The 22,867-nt window shown below is 39.5% G+C and carries 21 protein-coding genes and 1 tRNA gene; 9 read left to right on the top strand and 13 right to left on the bottom strand.

Translation table 11 applies throughout. From position 1 onward, the window contains the following. Positions 1-50 precede the first annotated feature (50 nt). The 7 genes from D1013_RS03680 to D1013_RS03650 all read right to left on the bottom strand — a co-directional run bounded on the left by D1013_RS03680 (position 51) and on the right by D1013_RS03650 (position 4,638). The gene (locus D1013_RS03680; protein ID WP_121847597.1) at positions 51-533 is read right to left on the bottom strand and encodes an ExbD/TolR family protein; all 483 of its coding nucleotides are present in this window, start codon (positions 531-533) and stop codon (positions 51-53) included. Between the two features lie 25 nt (positions 534-558). After that, the gene (locus D1013_RS03675) at positions 559-1,164 is read right to left on the bottom strand and encodes an ExbD/TolR family protein (RefSeq protein ID WP_121847596.1); all 606 of its coding nucleotides are present in this window, start codon (positions 1,162-1,164) and stop codon (positions 559-561) included. 16 nt (positions 1,165-1,180) lie between these two features. Continuing rightward, entirely contained in the window at positions 1,181-1,621 is a 441-nt protein-coding gene (locus tag D1013_RS03670; RefSeq protein ID WP_162987795.1) for a hypothetical protein, read from the bottom strand. A 27-nt stretch (positions 1,622-1,648) separates the two neighbouring features. Continuing rightward, a complete protein-coding gene (locus D1013_RS03665) occupies positions 1,649-2,395 on the bottom strand; it encodes a MotA/TolQ/ExbB proton channel family protein (RefSeq protein WP_121847595.1) in 747 nt (248 codons plus the stop codon). 242 nt (positions 2,396-2,637) lie between these two features. Further along, positions 2,638-2,725: transfer RNA gene (locus D1013_RS03660), tRNA-Ser, on the bottom strand. 106 nt (positions 2,726-2,831) lie between these two features. Beyond that, positions 2,832-3,860, bottom strand: coding sequence for an asparaginase (locus tag D1013_RS03655; protein WP_121847594.1), 1,029 nt, complete (start codon positions 3,858-3,860; stop codon positions 2,832-2,834). Between the two features lie 10 nt (positions 3,861-3,870). Continuing rightward, the gene (locus D1013_RS03650; RefSeq protein WP_121847593.1) at positions 3,871-4,638 is read right to left on the bottom strand and encodes a TatD family hydrolase; all 768 of its coding nucleotides are present in this window, start codon (positions 4,636-4,638) and stop codon (positions 3,871-3,873) included. 133 nt (positions 4,639-4,771) lie between these two features. On the opposite strand from D1013_RS03650, the gene D1013_RS03645 reads away from it, so the two are divergent. After that, the gene (locus tag D1013_RS03645; RefSeq protein WP_121847592.1) at positions 4,772-5,215 is read left to right on the top strand and encodes a retropepsin-like aspartic protease family protein; all 444 of its coding nucleotides are present in this window, start codon (positions 4,772-4,774) and stop codon (positions 5,213-5,215) included. Positions 5,216-5,285: 70 nt separating this feature from the next. Here D1013_RS03645 and odhB read toward each other — a convergent pair whose 3' ends face one another. From odhB to D1013_RS03620, 5 genes are all read right to left on the bottom strand, one after another. After that, entirely contained in the window at positions 5,286-6,560 is a 1,275-nt protein-coding gene (gene odhB, locus D1013_RS03640; RefSeq protein WP_121847591.1) for a 2-oxoglutarate dehydrogenase complex dihydrolipoyllysine-residue succinyltransferase, read from the bottom strand. Positions 6,561-6,617: 57 nt separating this feature from the next. Next, the gene (locus D1013_RS03635) at positions 6,618-9,440 is read right to left on the bottom strand and encodes a 2-oxoglutarate dehydrogenase E1 component (protein WP_121847590.1); all 2,823 of its coding nucleotides are present in this window, start codon (positions 9,438-9,440) and stop codon (positions 6,618-6,620) included. Positions 9,441-9,787: 347 nt separating this feature from the next. Next, entirely contained in the window at positions 9,788-10,162 is a 375-nt protein-coding gene (locus tag D1013_RS03630; protein ID WP_225621364.1) for a hypothetical protein, read from the bottom strand. A gap of 56 nt (positions 10,163-10,218) precedes the next feature. Next, positions 10,219-11,235 (bottom strand): UDP-glucose 4-epimerase GalE, encoded by a 1,017-nt coding sequence (gene galE, locus D1013_RS03625; RefSeq protein WP_121847588.1) that lies wholly within the window; start codon positions 11,233-11,235, stop codon positions 10,219-10,221. Positions 11,236-11,277: 42 nt separating this feature from the next. After that, a complete protein-coding gene (locus D1013_RS03620; protein WP_121847587.1) occupies positions 11,278-12,432 on the bottom strand; it encodes a DegT/DnrJ/EryC1/StrS family aminotransferase in 1,155 nt (384 codons plus the stop codon). A gap of 91 nt (positions 12,433-12,523) precedes the next feature. Here D1013_RS03620 and D1013_RS03615 point away from each other — a divergent pair, with 91 nt between their 5' ends. The 8 genes from D1013_RS03615 to D1013_RS03585 all read left to right on the top strand — a co-directional run bounded on the left by D1013_RS03615 (position 12,524) and on the right by D1013_RS03585 (position 21,458). Beyond that, positions 12,524-13,774, top strand: a complete 1,251-nt coding sequence (locus tag D1013_RS03615) for a 3-deoxy-D-manno-octulosonic acid transferase (RefSeq protein ID WP_121847586.1) — start codon at positions 12,524-12,526, stop codon at positions 13,772-13,774. 93 nt (positions 13,775-13,867) lie between these two features. Then, positions 13,868-15,193: a sugar porter family MFS transporter gene (locus tag D1013_RS03610; protein WP_121847585.1), complete on the top strand. Its 1,326-nt coding sequence runs from the start codon at positions 13,868-13,870 to the stop codon at positions 15,191-15,193. A gap of 139 nt (positions 15,194-15,332) precedes the next feature. Next, on the top strand, positions 15,333-15,464 hold the full coding sequence (locus D1013_RS20580) for a hypothetical protein (RefSeq protein ID WP_262688943.1): 132 nt from the start codon (positions 15,333-15,335) through the stop codon (positions 15,462-15,464). Between the two features lie 233 nt (positions 15,465-15,697). Further along, the gene (locus D1013_RS03605; protein ID WP_121847584.1) at positions 15,698-16,750 is read left to right on the top strand and encodes a peptidoglycan bridge formation glycyltransferase FemA/FemB family protein; all 1,053 of its coding nucleotides are present in this window, start codon (positions 15,698-15,700) and stop codon (positions 16,748-16,750) included. Between the two features lie 2 nt (positions 16,751-16,752). Then, on the top strand, positions 16,753-18,006 hold the full coding sequence (locus D1013_RS03600; RefSeq protein ID WP_121847583.1) for a GNAT family N-acetyltransferase: 1,254 nt from the start codon (positions 16,753-16,755) through the stop codon (positions 18,004-18,006). Between the two features lie 17 nt (positions 18,007-18,023). Next, positions 18,024-19,475 carry an MBOAT family O-acyltransferase gene (locus D1013_RS03595; RefSeq protein ID WP_121847582.1) on the top strand — a complete coding sequence of 484 codons (1,452 nt, stop codon included), beginning with the start codon at positions 18,024-18,026 and terminating at the stop codon, positions 19,473-19,475. 3 nt (positions 19,476-19,478) lie between these two features. Further along, the gene (locus D1013_RS03590) at positions 19,479-20,438 is read left to right on the top strand and encodes a hypothetical protein (protein WP_121847581.1); all 960 of its coding nucleotides are present in this window, start codon (positions 19,479-19,481) and stop codon (positions 20,436-20,438) included. Between the two features lie 114 nt (positions 20,439-20,552). Then, positions 20,553-21,458 (top strand): GNAT family N-acetyltransferase, encoded by a 906-nt coding sequence (locus D1013_RS03585; RefSeq protein ID WP_121847580.1) that lies wholly within the window; start codon positions 20,553-20,555, stop codon positions 21,456-21,458. Positions 21,459-21,502: 44 nt separating this feature from the next. Here D1013_RS03585 and D1013_RS03580 read toward each other — a convergent pair whose 3' ends face one another. Further along, positions 21,503-22,846 carry a Gfo/Idh/MocA family protein gene (locus tag D1013_RS03580; protein ID WP_121847579.1) on the bottom strand — a complete coding sequence of 448 codons (1,344 nt, stop codon included), beginning with the start codon at positions 22,844-22,846 and terminating at the stop codon, positions 21,503-21,505. Positions 22,847-22,867: the final 21 nt, after the last annotated feature.

Here is a 22,867-nt window from a genome sequence, read left to right as displayed (position 1 = left end):
AAATTCAAGGCGCTTAAAAATATTATTATCTACTGAACTAAGAATAGATTCTACTGAAGGTTATTAAAAGCATCACCTTCGTAAGTGGTGTAATTTACTTTTAATGCATTAACCTTACGTAGTTCTTGCTTAATGTCAGAGATGAGACCCATATTAGCATTTTTGTCGACTTTAAGTGCAGTGGTCAATACATTCTGCAATTCTTGAGCTTTTTTGGCTCGCTCTTGCAAAATATAATCTCCTACTGAAGATGGGTCGGCAAATTTATCGTTCAATTGAATCTTAGGTTCTTTACCGAACTGTGAAGCATACTGCGAAGTTGGTGCACCCACGTAGATATAAATAACCCTATCTTTCTTTTCCAGTTTCTTTGTTTCACTGGCATTAGGCAGGGTATTTTCTACCTTCAAGGTACTATCTTTCATTACCGTTACGGTCATGAAGAAAAATAACAGCATGAAAACAATGTCAGGTAAGGCAGCCGTGTTTACCGCTGGCAAACCTTCATCTTTTTTCTTTGCAAATTTTGACATAGTATTCTTTGTTTAACTGTTATTGTTAGTTTGCACTGGTTTCAGCTTCCGACAGTTTTTGAGGGAACAAGTCTTGTACTCTTTTAACTTTTTCCTTCAAATCGTCTTTTGTGCTAGATTCGGTCTCCGGATTCAGATATTCCGCCTCCATATCAACGAAATCTCTTTTAAACAGACGCTGAGCCTCACGATTTCTTAGATCGTTGTAAGCCCCTACCAATTCGTTCTGAACAGTAATATAGGTACTGTATTTAGTTTCCCTATCGTTCTTTAAAGAAATAATAGCTTTTGTCGGGTTATCAGATGATTCTGTGTTCTTGGCTCCTTTACAGTAAGTACAGGTTCCATCGCCGCCATTATCCAAAAAGGCAATAGCTCTTTCCCTCAAATTCTTTATATCAGTCAACTCATCCTCTACCAATAGCTGACCGTTTTTGTTGATATTCACTTCGAAGATATTCTTCTGCTTAATAACAACATCATTCTCGGGCGGTTCTATAGGCGGTAACATACGGTCAAGGCCAGCATCTGTTTCAATCGTTGTTGTTACTAGAAAGAAAATAAGTAACAAGAACGCGATGTCTGCCATAGATCCCGCATTTACCTCTGCTGGTGCTCCTCTTTTTGGCATAATTTAAACTTTTTAATTATTTAGTCATCTTTCTAACACCGCCCCAAATCATGGAAGCGATGGCGATAATGGTCAATATAAAAAACACATTGATACCTGCACCAATTTGTTTTACTTCACTTTCAGTGGTCGCAACTCCCCTATCGGCCATTTCTTGAAGGCTTACATCGGTACCATCGGCCATTACATAACCGATACCAACTACCAATAAGAAACCTACAACAACAAAAAGGCTCTTTTTAAGACTTGCCGGATTAGCGAACAAATTCTTGATAGAGAAAATCAAACTGAAAAATATAGCCACACCCAACAATACATAGGTAATGACAAACATGGTATTTAGCGCACCACTACTTGCTGCTTCGGCAGCAGGCATCTCAGACTCTGGTAACAAGAACCAAAGCACAGCACCTATCAAACCGATTGCAATGAGCGCAATTTTTATAATCTTATGCATAATTTTAAGGTTTTAAAGGTGTGCGATTTACTTTTTGTGATCTACCAACAAATCGATCAAAACGATAGAAGAATCTTCCATATCGTTAACAATGCTATCAATTTTAGCGATGATGTAGTTGTAGAAAATCTGAAGGATAATAGCGGTGATAAGACCGAATACCGTAGTCAAAAGTGCAACCTGGATATCACCTGCAATAAGAGAGGCACTCAAGTTACCAACAGCACTAATTTTCTGGAAGGCCTGAATCATACCGATTACCGTACCCATGAACCCAAGCATCGGAGCAATAGCGATGAAAAGAGACAACCAAGAAACGTTTTTCTCTAATTGACCCATTTGAACACCACCGTAGGCAACAACAGCCTTTTCAGCAGATTCAACACTTTCTCCTGCTCTATCCAAACCTTGATAGTAAATAGAAGCAACAGGACCTTTTGTATTTCTACAAACTTCTTTAGCAGCTTCAACACCTCCAGAAGCCAAGGCATCTTCTACTTGCTGCTTCAATTTAGTTGTGTTGGTAGTAGCCATGTTCAAGTATATGATTCTTTCGATAGCAACTGCCAAACCTAAAATCAAACATAAAAGTACAATACCCATGAAACCGGCACCACCCTGAATAAACATTTCTTTTAAAACTTGGGTAAAACCTTTTTCTGCTTCAGCGGGGGCGTCTTGTAACATAGTTGCAGCAGTAGCCATTGCATTTACAGTATTTGTGCTCAATACAAACAACCCGCCAACGGCTAGGATAGAGGATAATTTTTTCATTTTTTCAAACTTAGATTAGTTATTTAATAGGGTTAAAGATAAAAAAAAATCGTAACAAAAAAAGTAAAACTTCAAAGCATACAAGAAGCGTCAAACACCGTTTTAACTAGGCCTCGACACACATTCAAGTGTCTCTAACCCAATCACAAACCGCTACTCACGGCCTCCCTTTTGCTAATAAAACTAAACTTACAAATATTTCCCGGTTTCCAGTATTGGCTCGAAAAATCTTTTTGCACTTGCAGAGAGGAAGGGATTCGAACCCTCGATACACTTTTGGTGTATACACACTTTCCAGGCGTGCGCCTTCGACCACTCGGCCACCTCTCTAAAACGCCCCTGCCCTTTCATGTTATCCAAGACGAGATAGGCTCACCTAATTCGGGTTGGCCAAATAACAAAAAAAATATTAGTTGATGAAATTAAACAAGAACTTTTATCGCATTTCACCACGAAGGGAAGTTTCAAATACGGTTTTGAACAATTTTGGGGAAATCTCGCTCCCCAGAAGGTACATCAGCTTGGTAATGGCGGCCTCGGTCGTTATATCTTTACCATTGATAACTTGGGCACTTTGAAGGTGTTTGCTTGTCTCATATCTTCCCATCACCACAGAACCTCCAGAGCATTGCGTAACGTTCACAACCTGCACACCTCTTTCTGCGGCCAAATTCAGGGCGTTACTCAACCAAGGCTCTGTAGGGGCATTTCCTGAACCGTAGGTTTCCATTACTAGGGCCTTTAAACCCGGAATATCCAAAACACTCCTCATTACCTTCTCAGACATATTGGGAAACAGTTTCAAAATAGCCACATCATCGCTCATTATTTTATGCACCTTGAACTTTTTACTACCCGAGTTACCCAATAAATTATCACGGTATACTTTCAAATGCACCCCCGACTCAATCAAGGGCGGGTGGTTTAACGATGCGAAGGCCTGAAAATGCTCTGCATTAATCTTGGTAGTTCTGTTGGCCCGGTAAAGCTTATATTCAAAATAAAGCCCTACTTCTTGAACAACCGGCTGACCGTTCTCGGTCAGGGCGGCAATTTGCACTGAAGTTATAAGATTCTCTTTGGCATCGGTTCTTAGGTCACCTATTGGAAGTTGTGAGCCAGTAAATATTACCGGCTTTGCCAAATTTTCTAGCATAAAGCTTAACGCGGAAGAAGTATAACTCATGGTATCACTACCATGCAGAACTACAAAACCATCATATTCATCATAATGTGCCTCGATCAAACTGGCGAGATGAATCCAGTGCCGAGCGTTCATATTAGAAGAATCAATAGGCTTATCAAAAGATACCGTATCGATTTTACAATCAAGCTGATTCAACTCGGGTATTCGCTTCAACAACTCACTAAAGTCAAATGCCTTTAATGCACCTGTTTTGTAATCTTTGACCATACCAATGGTACCGCCCGTATAAATCAACAAAATTTTAGTTGCTCCGCTCAAAACATCATCCTTAAATTCCAAAAACAGTTTTGGAGTTTTCTGTAGTTACGTTCGCTACTTCCTCAATCGACACCTTATATATATGCGAAAGTTTTTCGGCCACGTTAACCAAATAAGCACTTTCGTTTCTTTTGCCCCTAAAAGGTGTTGGGGCGAGGTAAGGAGCATCTGTCTCCAAAACAATCTCAGAAATAGGTATTTCATTCAAAAACCTATCTATTTTACCATTTTTAAAAGTGACCACCCCACCTATTCCCAACTTCATATTATAAGACAATGCTTTCATGGCTTGATCAACGCTACCCGTAAAACAATGAAAGATACCGTGAAGTTCGTCATCATGACACTCTTCCAGAATTTCAAATATCTCATCAAAAGCTTCCCTACAGTGTATAACAATCGGCAGATGATAACTTTTGGCCAACTCGATCTGCCTTTTAAAAGCATCTTGCTGTTGTTGCAAATAGCTTTTATCCCAATAAAGATCGATACCTATTTCACCTACAGCATAAAACTTGCGCTTAGCGAGCATCTCCTCTACATGAGACAATTCATTTTCATAATTATCCTTAACATGGGTGGGATGCAAACCCATCATCAAGAACATATTCTCTGGGTACTCGGCCTCCAATTTCAACATAGCATCGGTATATGTCGAATCTATAGCAGGTATGAAAAAACGTTCGATACCACGTTCAAAGGCCCTTTGTATCATCTTATCCCGGTCTTCATCAAATTGCTCACTATACAAATGAGTATGTGTATCTGTCAAATTCATGGCGCAAAAATAGCCTTATCTTTAGTATCTAGAAACTATATCTCATTTTATGGCCCATATGACACGGCCGTCAAGCCTTTAACCTATCTTTGCTTCTTTTTAAATAAGTTGCATCAATATACTTAGCTAGGCTATGGCATCATTAAAAAGTTTTTTAACTAAGAAGGATTATTCCCGAATAAAACTCGAAGTAACCGAGACGAACCATTTTGAAATTACCGCGAAAATTAATGGCATATTGGGCAGGTTCATTCTTGATACGGGCGCCTCTAATACCTGTATCGGATTTGATAAGGTCGAGCATTTTAAACTAAGCTCTGAAGAATCGGAAATCAAAGCAGCGGGAGCAGGAGGCACCAACCTAAAAACACTTATTTCCCTAAAAAACAAGATAGAAATCGGCGAGTGGAAGAAAAGGAAAACCAAAATTGTACTTTTCGACCTAGTTCATGTCAACGAGGCCCTTACCGCTCACAATGTTTTACCAGTAGATGGTATTATCGGGGCAGATGTGCTTAAAAAAGCAAAGGCCATTATTGACTATGATAAATCTTGTGTGTATCTAAGGAAGAAATAATTCTTCTCACTAAAAATAAAAAGGCCGGGCCGCACATGTGCGGCCCGGCCTTTTTTAATGAATCTATATCTTAAAGCTCTAAGGCTCTTTCTAAATTACCGCTCATCAATAGCTCCTCCGGATTTTCAAGTGCTTCTTTAACAGCAACCAAGAATCCAACGGATTCCTTACCATCAATAATTCTATGGTCATAGGACAAAGCCACGTACATAATAGGAGCAATCGCAATAGCGCCATCTCGAACGATTGGGCGCTCTACAATATTATGCATACCTAAAATAGCACTCTGAGGCGGGTTGATAATCGGCGTTGAAAGCATTGATCCAAAAACCCCACCATTGGTAATAGTAAAAGTACCTCCGGTCATCTCATCAACAGTTATCTCGCCTTCTCGAGCACGAATGGCCAAACGCTTAACTTCGGCCTCGACACCCCTAAAACTTAAGTTCTCGGCATTTCTTATAACAGGCACCATCAAACCTTTAGGCCCGGAAACAGCAATACTAATATCACAGAAATCATACGAAATCATTTCTTTGCCATCTATCATAGAATTTACAGCAGGAAATTCTTTCAGGGCACGAACTACGGCCAAAGTGAAAAACGACATAAAACCAAGGCTCACCCCGTGCTTTGATTTAAAATCTTCTTTATACTTAGAACGTAAATCAAAAATAGGTGACATATCGACCTCGTTAAAGGTGGTCAACATCGCTGTATCATTCTTAACGGAAACCAAACGCTCGGCAACCTTTCTTCTCAACATCGAAAGTTTCGAACGGGTCTCACCTCTACTCGCACCCGATGGGCTGCCCATAGACGGTACCGCCTTCACGGCATCGTCCTTAGTTATTCGACCATCTTTACCACTTCCTTTAACAGAAGAAGCTTCAATGCCTTTTTCGCTTAAAATTTTCTTTGCCGCCGGTGAAGCTACACCAGAAGCATATGTTTCCTTAGCCTGCGCAGGCTGAGGAGCTTTTTCCCCCTCGCTTTTCGAAGAGGCTTCTTGCTCTTTTGCCAAGTCTTTCTCAGCCTTAGCACCCGAACCTTCATCGCCTCCGCCCATGGTACTGTCCGCTCCATCACTTGCTCCTTCTGGTTTGGCGGCATCGGTATCAATTAGGCAAACCACTTCGCCAACAGCTACTGCATCGCCTACTTCGGCCTTCAAAGTAATGATTCCACTCTCTTCTGCCGGAAGTTCAAGAGTTGCTTTATCAGAGTCCACTTCGGCAATGGCCTGGTCCTTTTCGACATAATCACCGTCTTCGACCAACCATTCGGCTATCTCAACCTCGGTAATCGATTCGCCCGGAGATGGAACTTTCATTTCTAATATCATGCTATTCTTATTTGCTGTGTTATTTTAGTTACTATTCTTTTAGAGGAAAAGCTATAATTAGGCTTTCGCCTCCTCTTTTGGTTTTGGGGTGGGTTTCGACATATTGTCTTTTGATTTATCGAAAACATAGTCAATTACTTGCTGATGCCTCATTTTTGACCTTACGGCACTACCGGCAGCAGGGGAAGCGTAGAATCTTCTGGAAGCTACCCTAAATTGTTGCGACTCCGGAAAATGCATCATCAAATGGCTCCAAGCGCCCATATTGCGAGGTTCTTCTTGCGCCCACACAATATCATCGGCATTTTCGTATTTCGAAATAATCTCTTTCATCTGTTCCGTCGGTAACGGAAACAACTGCTCAACACGAACCAAGGCCACATCATTTCTTGAATGCTCTTCTTTTGCTGCCAACAAATCATAGTAGAATTTACCGGTACAGAAAACAAGTGTTTTAACCTCTTTTGCCTTCACATTCGTATCATCTATTACCTCTTGGAAACTTCCGTTCGCCAATTCATCTACCGATGAAACAGCCTTCGGATGACGTAAAAGACTTTTTGGCGTAAAAATGATCAGTGGTTTTCTAAAGTTCACCTTCATCTGCCTTCTCAAAATATGGAACATTTGGGCAGGAGTACTCACATCGGCAATGTACATGTTATCGCGAGCACATAGCTGCAGATATCTCTCCATACGGGCCGAAGAGTGCTCGGCCCCCTGACCCTCGTAACCATGTGGCAATAACATTACGAGACCGTTCTGTAGCTTCCATTTATCTTCTGCAGCAGAAATATACTGATCAATCATGATTTGGGCACCATTGCTGAAATCGCCAAATTGGGCTTCCCAAATTGTCAAAGTATTCGGGCTCGCCATGGCATAGCCATAATCAAAACCAACTACACCATATTCGGAGAGTAACGAATTATAAATTTGAAACTTACCTTGGTCTTCAGAAATGTGGTTTAAGAGCATCACCTCTTCTTCACTCTCTTCAACCTTCATTACCGCATGACGGTGCGAAAAGGTACCGCGCTCAACATCTTGACCTGACATTCGAACCCCGTAACCTTCAGAAAGCAATGTGCCGTAGGCCAACAATTCACCCATGGCCCAATCTAAAGTTTGGGTTTCGAAATACATTTTTTTACGATCTCTTACCAATTTTTCAACCTTACGCAGAAATTTTTTACCCTCTGGCAACTCAGTAATCACCTTGGCTATTTCAGTAAGTTTTGATTCTTCAAAACTGGTGTCGACCTTGTCCATCATCTCCCATTCGCGCACATTGGAAAAACCTTTCCATTCGTCGGCCATAAATGGGGTAATCTTCGTTTTGTCCTCTTTTCTGGAATCTTCCAGCTCTTCTTCTAAAGACGCCTTATATTCTTCTTCCAGTTTCTTCACATATCCCTCTTCGATTACGCCCTCTTGAATCAATTTCTCGGCGTAAATATCTCTGGGATTAGAGTGCTTGGCAATAGCCTTATATAGTTTTGGCTGCGTAAATCGCGGTTCATCACCTTCGTTATGCCCATATTTTCGATAGCCCAATAAATCTAAAAAGACATCTCTATTGTAACGCATTCTATATTCAAGCGCAAACAATGAGGCGTGTACAACCGCCTCGGCATCATCAGCATTCACATGTAGTACCGGGCTTAGAGTGACCTTACCAACATCGGTGCAATAGGTAGAAGTTCGCGCGTCTAGATAGTTGGTAGTAAAACCGATTTGGTTATTTACAACGATGTGAATCGTTCCGTTTGTTTTGTAACCATCCAAGGTCGCCATTTGAACAACCTCATAGACCAGACCTTGACCTGCAATGGCAGCATCGCCGTGAACAACAATAGGCAATACTTTAGAAAAATCTTCAGGAAAATGAGTGTCTTGTTTAGCCCTTGTAATACCCTCAACCACAGCACCTACAGTTTCTAGGTGTGATGGGTTCGGAGCGATATTCATTTTAATTCGTCTACCGTTATCGGTTTTTCTTTCGGATGTCCATCCCAAATGGTATTTAACATCACCATCAAATATCTCTTGCTCGTAATCTTTACCGTCGAACTCGCTAAAAATATCTTTGGCGGCTTTACCAAAAATATTCGTCAGAACATTAAGACGTCCCCTGTGGGCCATACCCATAACAAATTGCTCGACACCCAACTCAGCCGCTCTTTCTACAACAGCATCCAAAGCAGGTATTAACGATTCGTTACCTTCTAACGAAAAGCGCTTCTGACCAACATATTTTGTGTGCAAAAACCCTTCAAAAGAAACTGCTTGATTCAGTTTTTTGAGGATTCTCTTTTTGTGCTCTACATCAAACTTTGGGTGATTATCATTAACATTCAACCATTGCTGAATCCACTCAATGCGTTCCGGGTTTCTAATGTACATGTATTCAACCCCAATGGCATCGCAATAGATACGCTGCAAATGATCGATTATATCGGCCAAAGTACTGGCGCCAATACCAATTATCTCACCAGCATTGAAAACAGTGGACATATCGCTTTGGGAAAGTCCGAAATTCTCAATTTCGAGGGTTGGCTCATACTTTCTTCTCTCTCGAACCGGATTGGTTTTGGTAAATAGATGTCCGCGGCTTCTATAACCATCAATCAATCTAATTACCTGAAACTCTTTTTGTAAAGAATTAGGAACTTCAACCGCTTGCCCATTTTGAGATACCGAACCATTAACCAGTTCAGATACATCAAAATCTTCCAAAGCGAGTTCAGACCCAAAGTCGAAACCCTGAAAAAAGGCCCTCCAACTGGGCTCTACACTATCGGGGGCTTTAAGGTACTTGTCATATAAATCCGCAAAAAATGCAGTGTGTGCGGCATTTAGAAAGGAATATTTATCCATAAAAGATATCTGTCGTGCAAATAAAATTAGAACCTGCCCTTGACCGAATACTTAACAAGATCTGACTTTTCAACAGCCCACGGTTCGAAAATGCTATCGCAAAAGCGAACCAAAAGCATTGATATTGTGAAACATGTCAAAAAATCTTGGTGTTGTATAAAACCAAAGATAAGCTCATACAAAAATACAATATTTCCCATATTTGGGAGATATTATGAACACTCATTAATAAAAAACAAAGATAACGATCAAAAAACTACCCGATTGTTGAAAACGTAAAAAAATTGTGTTAATCGAAAGCTAAAGTGAAGCTTGACAAGAACAATGAAACCTAATTTTCAATCCGTTCAGCTATAATGACTTTTTAGCCACACTTTTTGATGCTCTCTTTCAAGAATTAAATGGGTTACTTGTTCTGCCACATCGACCACATCGGTAACATTGATTTTCTTGAAATCGCGCTCAGGCACATCGATAACATACAAAAGATTCAGATACTCCGAGAAGCGTTCCATAATCAAATAGTAAACTTTTTCATGAAGTACCTTGCAAAGGTCGGAAGGATCAATACCGACCATCAAATCAACATTGATATTGGCCAAAACAAAATCTTTCTGAAGTTGGGCCACCAACTCGTCGTATAAAGCCTCGTGAACTGTTTTTTGCAAGAGCTCAAGAGATTTTGAATAATCTATCGCCATAACCAATCTACGAAAATGCAAGGCATACGGTTTTTAACAAAAGCCGTAAGATTTTGACCAAAGATAATAAGGTGGACTTAAGACCTAATTTTTTGTTCCCAGTCCCAAGCCGACTTCATGGCCTGATCTAAAGAATATTGAGCTTTCCATCCCAGAACCTCGTTCGCTTTTTTGGTATCGGCGTAGGCTTCGGTAATATCTCCCGGTCTACGACCCACAATCTTATAATTGAGCTTTTCGCCCGAAACCCTTTCAAAACTATGAATCACCTCAAGAACAGAACTACCTTTGCCCGTACCTAGATTGAACACCTCGTAATTCTTTTCGTTCTTCTTGTTCAACAATCTTTTCAAGGCTTGAACGTGCGCTTTGGCCAAATCGACTACATATATATAATCACGAACGCAGGTGCCGTCTTCCGTTGGATAATCATCTCCAAAAACCGAAAGCTCTTTTCTGATTCCAACCCCGGTTTGCGTAATAAAAGGAACTAAATTTTGGGGGACCCCCATGGGAAGTTCTCCGATTTTAGCACTAGGGTGCGCACCCATAGGATTAAAATAGCGAAGGGCTATTGCATTTAATTCAGGTGTTACTTTACATGTTTCACTAATAATCTCTTCACCTATCTGTTTGGTATTGCCATACGGCGATTCGGCCGCTTTAACGGGTGCATCTTCCGTAATTGGCATTTGATCAGCCTGACCATAAACGGTACAGGAAGAACTAAAAATAAAATTCGAATTGTTCTTTTTAGAAAGCTCTTTCAGCAGATAAACCAACGTACCTATATTGTTTTCATAATACAAAAGAGGTTTCTCAACACTTTCCCCAACGGCCTTCGATGCGGCAAAATGAATGACCCCTCCAATATCTTCATGCCGTTTAAAAAAGTCTTCTACCTTCTCTTTTTCCTTTAAATCAATTTTTTCGAACAAAGGCTTCTTACCGGTAATATCGGTTATTCCTTTAAGAACATCTTCGGAAGAATTGGAACAGTCATCAATAATCACGACATCAAAACCATCGTTTTGTAATTCTACGACGGTATGGGATCCAATAAAACCTAATCCCCCGGTAACAAGTATTTTCATATGAGTATTATTTGGCGAAGCTATTTTTTGAGGAAATGTATATTATTTACTTAGAAACTTTATGATTGTTTGGACAATGTATTCAATTTGTTCGTCATCTAGTTCGGTATGCATCGGTAAAGAAATGACTTCATCGACCAATTGGTTGGTGACCTTAAAATCACCTTTATTGTATCTCTCGTCTATATAAGCCTTTTGCTTATGCAAAGGTATAGGATAGTAAATACCAAAAGGAATTCCCTTTTCGGAAAGGTGAGCCGCCAATGCATCGCGTTTGCCATTTGTAATTCTCAAAGTGTATTGATGAAAAACATGGCAACTGCACGAACCTAGTTCGCAGTCACATTTAGAAACCACTTGAGGAACAATCACATCATTGACACCATTAAAGGCTTGGGAATATTTTTCGGCGGCATTTCTCCGCCTTGAACAATATGCATCTAAATGGGGTAGTTTCGCTCTCAAAACCGCCGCCTGAATAGAATCTAAACGCGAGTTGACACCGACCACATCATGATGATATCTCTCGTACATACCATGATTGACAATACCTCTTAAAGTATGCGCCAAATCATCATCGTTTGTAAAAATAGCGCCCCCATCGCCATAAGCTCCCAGATTCTTTGATGGGAAAAAGGAGGTAGCCCCAACATGACCAATCGTACCTGCCTTTTGCTTATCTCCATTGTCAAAAATATAATCGGCACCAATGGCTTGGGCATTATCTTCGATGACCAAAAGATTATGTTTTTTGGCCAACCCCATGATGGCATCCATATTAGCGCATTGACCGAAAAGATGAACGGGAACAATAGCCTTTGTTTTTGGAGTAATGGCCCTTTCTATGGCCTCTACATCAATATTGAAAGTATCCGGGTAAACATCGACTAGCACGGGAGTCAACTGCAGCAAGGCTATTACCTCAACGGTCGCCGCAAAAGTAAAATCGGCAGTAATCACCTCATCACCAGGTTTGAGCCCAAGACCCATCATAGCAATCTGTAAAGCATCGGTACCATTGGCACAAGGTATAACATGTTTCACGCCCAAATAATCTTCCAACTCCCTCGAAAAGGCATGCACATCAGGCCCGTTGATAAAAGCCGAAGTTTCTAGAATCGTCTCTATAGATTGATTAATCTGATCTTTTATGCCTTGATACTGACCTCCGAGGTCGACCATTTGTATTTTCTTCATGTAAACCTATTATGAATGCAGCCACAAAAATACGAAACCAAGAACTAACAAATTCTTACAAGAAATGTAATTTAGCCTAAAATATAGACCTGTGCATTTTATCTATAATGTATTCGCCCAACTGTCTTGGCACTTTCTGAAGATTGTTGCCCTTTTCAACCCTAAAATCAAATTATTTGTTGAGGGAAGAAAGAACACCTCGACCATTCTGGAAAATAAGCTTGGCCCAAATGACAAGAATATCTGGATTCATGTCGCGTCACTCGGAGAGTTCGAGCAAGGCCTACCCATAATTGAAAAAATAAAAAGTGACCACCCCGATCACAAAGTTGTGGTTACGTTCTTCTCCCCCTCAGGTTACGAGGTCAAAAAAAATTCATCAGTTGCAGATGTCATTTGTTATTTACCAATAGACACAAATGAAAAAGCATCCTCTTTCATAAAAAAAGTGAACCCCCGACTGGCAATTTTTGTCAAATATGAAATATGGCCGAATTACCTGAAAATTCTGCGAGACCATCAGGTTCCTTCCATTTTAATTTCTGCCATCTTCAATGAAAATCAGATTTATTTTAAATCCCATGGCTCATTCATGAGAAAAGCCCTCAAAAGCTTCTCACACTATTTTGTTCAAGACCCTGCCTCAAAAGAATTACTAAAAAGCATCGGCATCAGCAACTGCACAGTGAGCGGGGATACGCGCCTTGATAGGGTTTCCGAAATTTTAGAACGCGACAACTCGCTCGATTTTATGAAATCATTTAAAAAGGACAAGTTATGTTTCATAGCAGGCAGCACATGGCCCGAAGACGAAAACATCATTATTGATTATATCAACCACACCCCTAGAAATATTAAGTATGTATTAGCACCACATACCATCAAAAGCGATAAAATTTTAGGCTTGGCGGGAGCTCTTTCAAAGAAAACCATCCTCTACTCTAAAATGGAAAACAACAATCTTGGCGACTACGAGGTTCTTATTGTCGACCATATTGGCTTACTTACCAAAATTTACAGCTATGCCGATATTGCCTATGTGGGGGGAGGATTTGCCACAGGCCTTCATAATACTCTCGAACCAGCTGTGTTTGGCATTCCGGTAATTATTGGCCCTCATTTTAAGGGTTTCAACGAGGCGGAAGACCTAGTCGCCCAAAAAGGAATTCTTACCATAAACGACAAATGGACATTCGGGGAAACCATGAAAAAACTTTTGGAAAACAACGAGTATCGACTTAGAACTGGGGCCATTAATTCAAATTACATCTCTAAAAATAAAGGAGCTAGTCATCAAATAATGAATTATATCTCCTCCCAACTATCTTCTGATAATCGATAAAGCGGATTTTCTTTATAGGAAGGCTACACTATCAAATTCTTAATTTCACTGTTATTTTTTTGTTAGCTTTATTGCCACCAACAAAACTTAACTATGAATTCTAAAATTTTAAGGATTTCCCTTATAGCTGCCTTGGCCGGCTTTTTATTCGGCTTTGACACCGTTGTCATCTCAGGTGCTGAAAAAAAACTTCAACTTTTATGGAACTCTTCCGATGCTTTTCATGGCTCGGTGGTCATTGGTATGGCCTTGTGGGGTACGGTTATCGGAGCTATTTTCGGCGGCATACCGACCAACAAAATAGGTCGCAAGAACACCTTGATTTGGATTGGTATTCTTTATTCCGTCTCGGCCATCGGTTCGGCCTTTGCCAATGACCCTTACACCTTTGCCGTAGCTCGTTTCATTGGCGGTTTGGGCGTTGGGGCTTCAACGGTCGCAGCACCTGCATATATCTCTGAAATTGCCCCCGCAAAAGACCGAGGCAGACTTGTAGGCTTTTATCAATTCATGCTGGTATTGGGTATACTACTTGCCTTTGTCTCCAATGCTGCTTTGAGCAATGTAGGTGAGAACGATTGGCGATGGATGGTCGGCGTAGAAGCCTTTCCGGCAATAATCTATACTTTGTTTGTTATTACGGTACCAAAAAGCCCTAGATGGCTGCTAACCAAAAACAGAGATGCCGAGGCAAGAGAGATTTTAAATTCAGTAAGTCCGGAACTGACACTGGAAACCATCAAGGAAGAAATGGCCGACGACATAGGCAAAGAGAAGGCCTCTGAAAGTATTTTTATGTCGAAATATCGCTTTCCACTGATATTGGCATTCTTAATAGCCTTTTTCAATCAGTTTTCGGGTATTAATGCCTTTCTCTATTATGCACCGCGAATTTTTGAGGCAGCAGGCCTTGGCGAAAGCACTGCACTTCTTAGCAGCATCGGTATAGGCATCACCAATTTAATCTTTACGTTGGTCGGTATCTTCTTGATCGACAAGTTGGGAAGAAGGCAATTGATGTACATTGGGTCTGCAGGCTATATTATATCATTATCTTTAGTTGCAGCAGCTTTCATTCTAGAATGGCAAGGAATGGCCGTGCCTATCTTCCTGTTTATATTCATCGCCTCGCACGCTATTGGTCAAGGCTCTGTTATTTGGGTATTTATTTCAGAAGTTTTCCCTAATCATTTAAGAGGTGCTGGTCAGTCTTTTGGCAGTTCTACCCATTGGGTACTAGCGGCAATCATACCCTCGATGGTTCCTTTTCTCTTTACAAAGGTCGGACCAGGACCGGTATTCGCCTTTTTTGCATTCATGATGGTGTTGCAATTGTTATTTGTCAAATTCATGATGCCCGAAACCAAGGGTGTTTCTTTAGAGGAGCTAAGCAAAACACTAAGTGGGAAAAAGCCCTAAAAAAGAAACCTTCCTTAATTTTAAAATCGACTAAAAAACGTTTTTACGATTCACAAGGACCCAGGGCGTAAACAAATAACTTCCTCAAAAACAGTTTTGTAACATAATATTTGTTAACTTTAAGTAAACATCAACTATTATGGAACAAGAACTACCCATCGGAGTTAAAATGCTTAATCTCTTTCTGAGAATTATGGTCGGCTGCTTGGTTTTTATTCTTGCCGCTATTCCTGTCGCTCTTATTTTAGACATTATTGGCATTTTTGATTAACAAAAGCTGAAATCACAGCCAACATTATTTCTTAATCTTATTTCAAATAATTTATAATTGGGCCCCATAAATCAGGGGCTTTTTTATTGGGTAAGATTTCAGTAAACGTCTAAATCAACTTTTAAACTAAATTTTTAACTAAAACATTTTACTAAACGTTTTCGTTTTTAAGAAATTCTTTACGTTTGAACTGTATTTTTGACACAACATTAGAAGAACAAGTAAAATCTGGAATGATACAGGTTATTAGGGAGAAAAAAGAATGGAAAAGATGTATCAACACCTTTCCACATCACGATTTTTACCATACTTATTCTTACCACGAGCTTTCTAGAAAGCAGGATGAGGAACCAATTCTTATTTCTTACGAAGAACCGCAAGGCTTGGTAGCCTTACCCTTATTGGTAAGACCGATCATTGGTACGCCTTATAAAGATGCTACCTCCGTTTATGGCTACGCTGGCCCGCTGGTGATGAAACTGAAACCTTCTTTTAACAATAAAAAATTCAAAGAAGAGTTGATTGCTTTTTTAATGCAAAACCATATCATTACTATTTTTTCCAGATTGCATCCTTTTATAGAACATCAAGACGAAGTTCTAGAGGGACTTGGCGAAATAACCAATCCAGGTTTTGTGGTCAATATTGACCTCACCCAACCCATCGATATTCAAAGGCAAAATTATGGTAGTCGGTTAAAAACGTATTTGAACAAGGCTCGAAAGACCTGTTCTGTATATAAGGGCACTACCGAGGATGATATTCAAGAATTCATTACGATTTATCATGAAAACATGGATCGAGTGAACGCCAATGAGAGTTACTTTTTCGATGAGCGGTATTTTTACAAACTTTTGCTAAGTTCTGAGTACGAAACCGAGTTGTTGCTTTGTAAAATTGACGAGACCGATGAAATAATTGCCGGTGCCATTTTTATATTAACCGACGACATCGTACAATACCATCTTTCCGGGGCCAAAACCGAGCATTTAAGTTTGGGCGGAATTAAATTGATTATAGACGAGATGCGCCTTCGAGCTAATGACATGAACTATAAATTCTTTAATCTCGGAGGAGGTAGAGCAAATAGAGAAGATTCGCTTATGGCCTTTAAATCGAGTTTTTCGAAAGATTTGATGCCTTTTAAACTATGGAAGTTCATTGTCGACCAAAAAATTTATGACAAGCTGATAGAGCAAGAATTAAAGCGTTTACGCAATTCTATGACAGACAAAGACCTAGAGTACTTTCCTGCGTATAGAATACTTCCCCAAATATCCAATTAACCATGATTAAAGGCAATCCCTTTTTATCTGACACCTTCAGCGGTGTTTGGAAAAAACATTTTTATACAAATGGAAAGGTAAAGAAACCCGAATTTCTTGCACCCCTTACCTTTGCAAAGCACCCTTCGTTACCCGTGTGGCACAATATGGGAAGTACGTTGACAAAAGGTATCGATTACCAAGTGAACTTAGGTAACCGACCCAACGAAATCAATGACACCTACCTGATTTTTGACGTTCCTAGCTATTTTAATGTTGAAAAATCAGAATCGAACCAAATCGGTTTTTTAAGTAGTAAGCAATATCCTGGATATCTTATAGATCTCGATACGTTTACAGACTTTCAGCAGTTTATGCAAAAAACTTTTAGCAAAAGCAGTCGTTATAAACTCAACAAATACAAGAGAAGGCTGGAAGAGTGTTTTGACATTAGTTATAAGATGGTATGGGGCGATGTTGAAAAGAAAGAGTACGATGAACTATTCGAGTCATTCAGAAATCTTCTGGAAAAACGTTTTGACGATAAAGAAGTATACAATAATAACCTTGATGCTACTGAATGGAACTTTTACAAAGAAGTCGCCTACCCCCTACTTTTAGATAAAAAAGCGGCGCTTTATGTTATTTATGACCAAAACATACCTATTGGGGTAACCCTCAACTATTTTTCAAAGGAGATTATTTTCGATGCCATTACGGTTTTTGACATCGATTATGCCAAGTTTCATTTAGGTTCCGTAACCATTATGAAACTTATAGAATGGGGGTTGGAAAACAACTTTAAAATATTCGATTTTTCTAAGGGTCATTTCGAATATAAAACAAGATGGGCTACCAGAACCTATGATTTCGAATATCACATTTATTTCAACAGGAAGTCTATAAAATCAAAGCTAACCGCCAACAGCGTCAAGAAATTTTTCGACCTTAAACAAAATTTGCGCGAAAAGAACCTGAACGAAAGACTTCACAAATTAACCTATGGTCTAAAGAACCAAAAGAAGGATAAACCAAGCACTCCGGGCTATACCTTTATCGAACTTGAAAATACGGTCTCTACTGACAATCTTGATTTAATCACCCTTGAAAAGCAAGAGAACAACTACCTTAAGACAATCGCTTTCGAATTTTTGTATCTGAATAATGAATGCATGAAAAACCTTAAAATATTTAAGGTGGAACATAATGAAATGGACTATTTGTTCGTTGGCAATCTTAAACAGACAGGAGTGCAAATGTCAAAACAACAAGCCTAACCTAAAACCTTACCCTATTGCTATTTAATTCAATAGAATTTCTATTCTTTCTACCCCTGGTATTCATCTTGTATTGGACGGTTTTCAAAAAAAACCTAAAGGCCCAAAACATTTTGATTATAGTAGCCAGTTATATCTTTTATGGCTGGTGGGATTGGCGTTTTCTTTTACTGATAATGCTCAGTACACTGGTAGACTTTTATGTGGGGCAAGAAATATTTAAAAACCTAGATCAAAAAAAGGCAAGATACTGGCTATGGGTAAGCATGGCTTTTAACTTGGGTCTCTTAGGTTTTTTCAAATACTTCAACTTTTTTGTCGACTCATTCATCGATATGTGGTCGATTTTTGGGTACGATATGAAAAGTACATGGACGCTAAGGGTCATTCTACCCGTGGGTATTTCATTTTACACCTTTCAAACAATGTCTTACTCATTTGACATTTATTACAAAAAGCTGAAACCTACCAATGATTTGGTGGCATTTACGGCATTCGTAGCCTTCTTTCCCCAATTGGTCGCTGGGCCCATTGAAAGGGCTTCCAATTTGTTACATCAGATTTCGAATAAAAGAATTTTCAATTTTGACCAAGCCTCTAGCGGAATTAAACTTATGCTTTGGGGTTTCTTCAAAAAACTGGTGATTGCCGATGCTTTGGCCCCAATTGTTGATGACATATTCCAGAATTATGCCGACTACCCAGCTTCCACGCTCATTTTGGGTGTTTGTCTTTTTAGTTTTCAGGTGTATGGCGATTTTAGCGGATATACAGATATCGCCTTAGGAACCGCCAAGCTTTTAGGGGTCGAACTTATGTCGAACTTTAAGTTTCCTAACTTCTCGCGTAACGTGGCCGAATATTGGCAACGTTGGCACATCTCGTTATCGACATGGTTCAGACACTATCTTTATATTCCCTTGGGTGGTAATCGGGTCGGCAAACTTTTATCCATAAGAAATATTACCATAATTTTCGTGGTTAGTGGCTTTTGGCACGGTGCGAATTGGACCTTTATTTTCTGGGGAGCGTTGCATGCGCTTTTTTATATTCCCGTATTCTTGATGGGCAGAAACCGAATCTATGCCGACAATGTAATAGCAGAAAATAGTTGGTTACCATCACTAAAGGAAATTGGCCAGGTATTATTGACCTTTGCTTTGGTCACTTTCTCCAGAATCTTTTTCAGGTCTCCCACCTTAACCGATTCTTTTGCCTACATCAATAAGATTATCGAAGATTTCAGTTACGCTCCCTACGTTCATCCGATGGGTTACCGAATGATCGATTTTTATGTTTTGATAGCCCTATTTACCTTTTATGAATATCTAATTAGAAAAGACGAGAGAAACCCGTTCAAGTTTGAATCTAGATATGTGAGGTTTTTTGTATACTCTGTTCTCATATTACTTATGTTGCTATTCTATGATGATGGTGTCAATAGATCGTTTATTTATTTCCAATTCTAAGGGATGAAGAAGTTTATATTAAAATGCTTGGTATACGTATTTCTGATTTTACTGACCTTAGAAGGGTTGGTAAGGCTTTTACACCTGTACACCGAAGACCCACCGAGATACATTGATGAGTATGGTGTAGAAAAGCGTGTGCCCGGTAGTTCAGGATACGCCGTGACCGGAAACAGAAATCAGAATTTTTCAGAGTTCAGGATCAATGAAGAAGGTTTTAACTCCAAAAATGAATTCAACCCCACCGAGGAAGATTATGAAGTAGCTTTAATAGGAGATTCATTTATAGAAGGCTTTCATCAAGATTACTACATTTCTACCGGCGAGAAAGTCGAAGAACAAACAAAAGATATTAGCGTATATGAATATGGTTATGCCGGCTATGACTTGGCGAATCAAATGCATTTGATACACGCTTATAAAGATCAATTTGAATTAATTGATAAGATAATCATCTACCTCAATTATGAAAGCGACCTTTCAAGAGGAGAGTACAGCCCTAATTATGCGAGGATCAAAATGCTGAATTCCACGCTTTTTAAGATTCGTGATAACATCAAACTTTTGGCCTACGGTTCAAAAATTGGTATTCTCGAACCCTTTAAAAGACTTGCTCAGGGCAAAGCTTTTAGAGAGCCCCAGAACGGCTATCAAGAAAACGAGGTAACGCTGTCGCAAGAAGAAATAGACGCACAAGAATTAAAACGACTCAACAATTTCAAAAGCCTAGTTTCTCTTTACGGTTTCGACAAAGAAAAAACGGTTATTCTGCTAGACTCAAGAAAAACGGCCGATAGCTTTTTAAGATACTGTAAAGCCGAAAATATTGAGGTATTAGATTTTGCACCCAATTTTAAGGCATCAAAAAAATCGACGACCTTAATTTACGACCATCACTGGAACGAACATGGTCGAGATATAATTGCCAAAACCATAGCTGATTACCTTACTACCGAACGATAAATAAATTTTATCTTTAGGAATGTCGAATTTTTACGACCAATTCCCCCAGAGATACATATTTATCGTTTCGAGTTGGCTATTGACATCAAATACCGGTTTTTCTTTGACCTTTTCATGAAAGGTAAGATACCTCCATTCTATAATACCCCCATAAATAACAGTCTTACCAACTCGAATCTTCTTGCAAATTCAAACCATTTTGACGGATTTGATGATTTAGGGTTCACCTCCGTTTGGGATATTCCCGAGTATTTAGATGTGCCTGAAGCCCCCTTAAGCAAGAATATTTCTCGAAGAAAAATACGCCAATATAAAGGTTTCTTAATAGATCTTACAGCTTCAAAAAGTGTAGACGATTACATTTTGAAACAGCTAAGTGCACGCAATAGAAAAAAGCTTAGGTCAAAAAAGAAAAAACTGGAAGCTGAAAACAAAATAGAGTACTGTTTCTTTTATGGCAAAATGGAAAGGGCCGCCTACGATAAGCTCTTTTCTCAGTTCGCAGCTCTTCTTCAAAAGAGGTTCGACGAAAAAAGAGTACACAACAACAACTTACATAATTGGCATTATTATCAAGAACTAGTATACCCCCTTTTGCTTAAAAAGAGAGCCTCTCTTTTTGTGATTTATAATAAGGAACAGCCCATAAACATTGCCCTTCACTTTCATTTGGAGGATACCGTTTTCAGTTATATTCAAACCTATGATATTGCATATTCCGACTACAATATGGGCGATATAGGCATGTTAAAAAGACTGGAACTATTCTTCAATATAGGTGTTAAGACCATCGATTTATCAATGGGAACTACGGATTATAAAATCAAATGGTGCAACTACCCTTATCATCTATACTTTCATCTGTTTTACAGAAAAAATAATCTGATTTCATGGAGTAAAATGATAACAACTGCCTATAAACTTAGAGTAAAACAACACCTAAGAGACAAAGATATCTTAGGTAAGCGCTTTCGACTTGACAAACTGAAGTACCTTTTGAAAGGTGCTTCTTCAGCATAAAAAAAGCCCCTGAAAAATCAGAGGCTAAGATTACAAAGAATTGCTTATAGTTTTGGCTCCCAACCTGAGGCGTATTCTCTTTTCCACCAGTCTTTCATCACTTTATCATTATTCAAGACTTTACCAGTGGTTGTATCAATCTTTATGGTTTCCCCGGCATCTTGAGCCATATTGCCCAAGTGGCAAAGCATGGTGGTAATGCTGGCATCTTTAATGTCGGAGTTCAATGATTTATCCTCACGAATTCCTGCAAAGAAATTGCTTACGTGGTTGACATCTAAAACACCTTCTCCCCTAGTATTGGTTCCGGTGCTTTGGTCTCCATCTTCCTTTACATCTTTAATTTGGTTCCCTCCCAAATCATATAGTTGGTAACCTCCCCTACTAAGAGTGATGATACCTTTGCTACCATAAATGGTAATACCTCTACCTGGTTGATTAGGCATTATAAGACCCCTACTATGACCTGTCCAAGTTATAAATTTATCATCCCCGAACTTATAAGTAACCTGCTGGTTATCTACAAATTCCCAATCATCATCATAGGCGTACTTTCCTCCGTAAGAGGTTACACTATCGGGCAAATCAACCCCTAATGCCCATCTACAAATATCAATTTCATGGGTACCATTGTTATGCACCTCACCAGTACCCCAATTTTTAAACCAGTGCCAGTTATAAGGGTGAATATTATCTCTGTAATCTTCACGTATTGCTGGCCCTTGCCACATTTCCCAATCCAGCGTTGAAGGTACCGGAATTTTTTTACCCGTTCCAATAGAATCTCTGTTGTTGGAATAATAGGCTTCTCCCTTGAAGACATCTCCTATAATACCCTCATTGATTTCCTTTACTGCCAGCGCCGAAGATTTGGCCGATCGTTGCTGGTTACCCATTTGCACCTTCTTACCATATTTCTTTTGTGCCTCTACCAGTAAAGTATTCTCATAAGGGTTATGGCTACATGGCTTTTCAACGTACACGTGTTTACCTGCCTGAAGGGCCAAAATGGCCATTGGTGCATGCCAATGTTCAGGTGTCGCAATAAAAACGGCATCTACCTTTTTGTCTTCCAAAACTTTTCTAAAGTCTTTTTCGACTTTCGGAACATACCCTATATTCTTTTTACACCATTCATTATGTTCTTCAATAATCTTATCATCTACATCGCAACTATAGATAATTTTGGCATTCGAATCGGTATGAATAGCCTTAATATGTGCTTTTGCCCTGCTACGCACACCTATGATGGCACAGTTGATTTTATCGTTTGCTCCCAAAATCCGAGAATATTCCGAAGCCGACATTGCATTTATACTACCACTGAAGGCTATTCCCGCCGCACCTACCGAGGCTTTTTTGATAAAGTTTCTTCTGTTAGAACTCATATTCTTTAGTTTAAGTTTAGT

This window comes from Euzebyella marina (genome assembly GCF_003687485.1).
GTDB classification, from domain to species: Bacteria; Bacteroidota; Bacteroidia; order Flavobacteriales; family Flavobacteriaceae; genus Euzebyella; species Euzebyella marina.
This window is presented reverse-complemented; position numbering and strand designations above follow the sequence as displayed.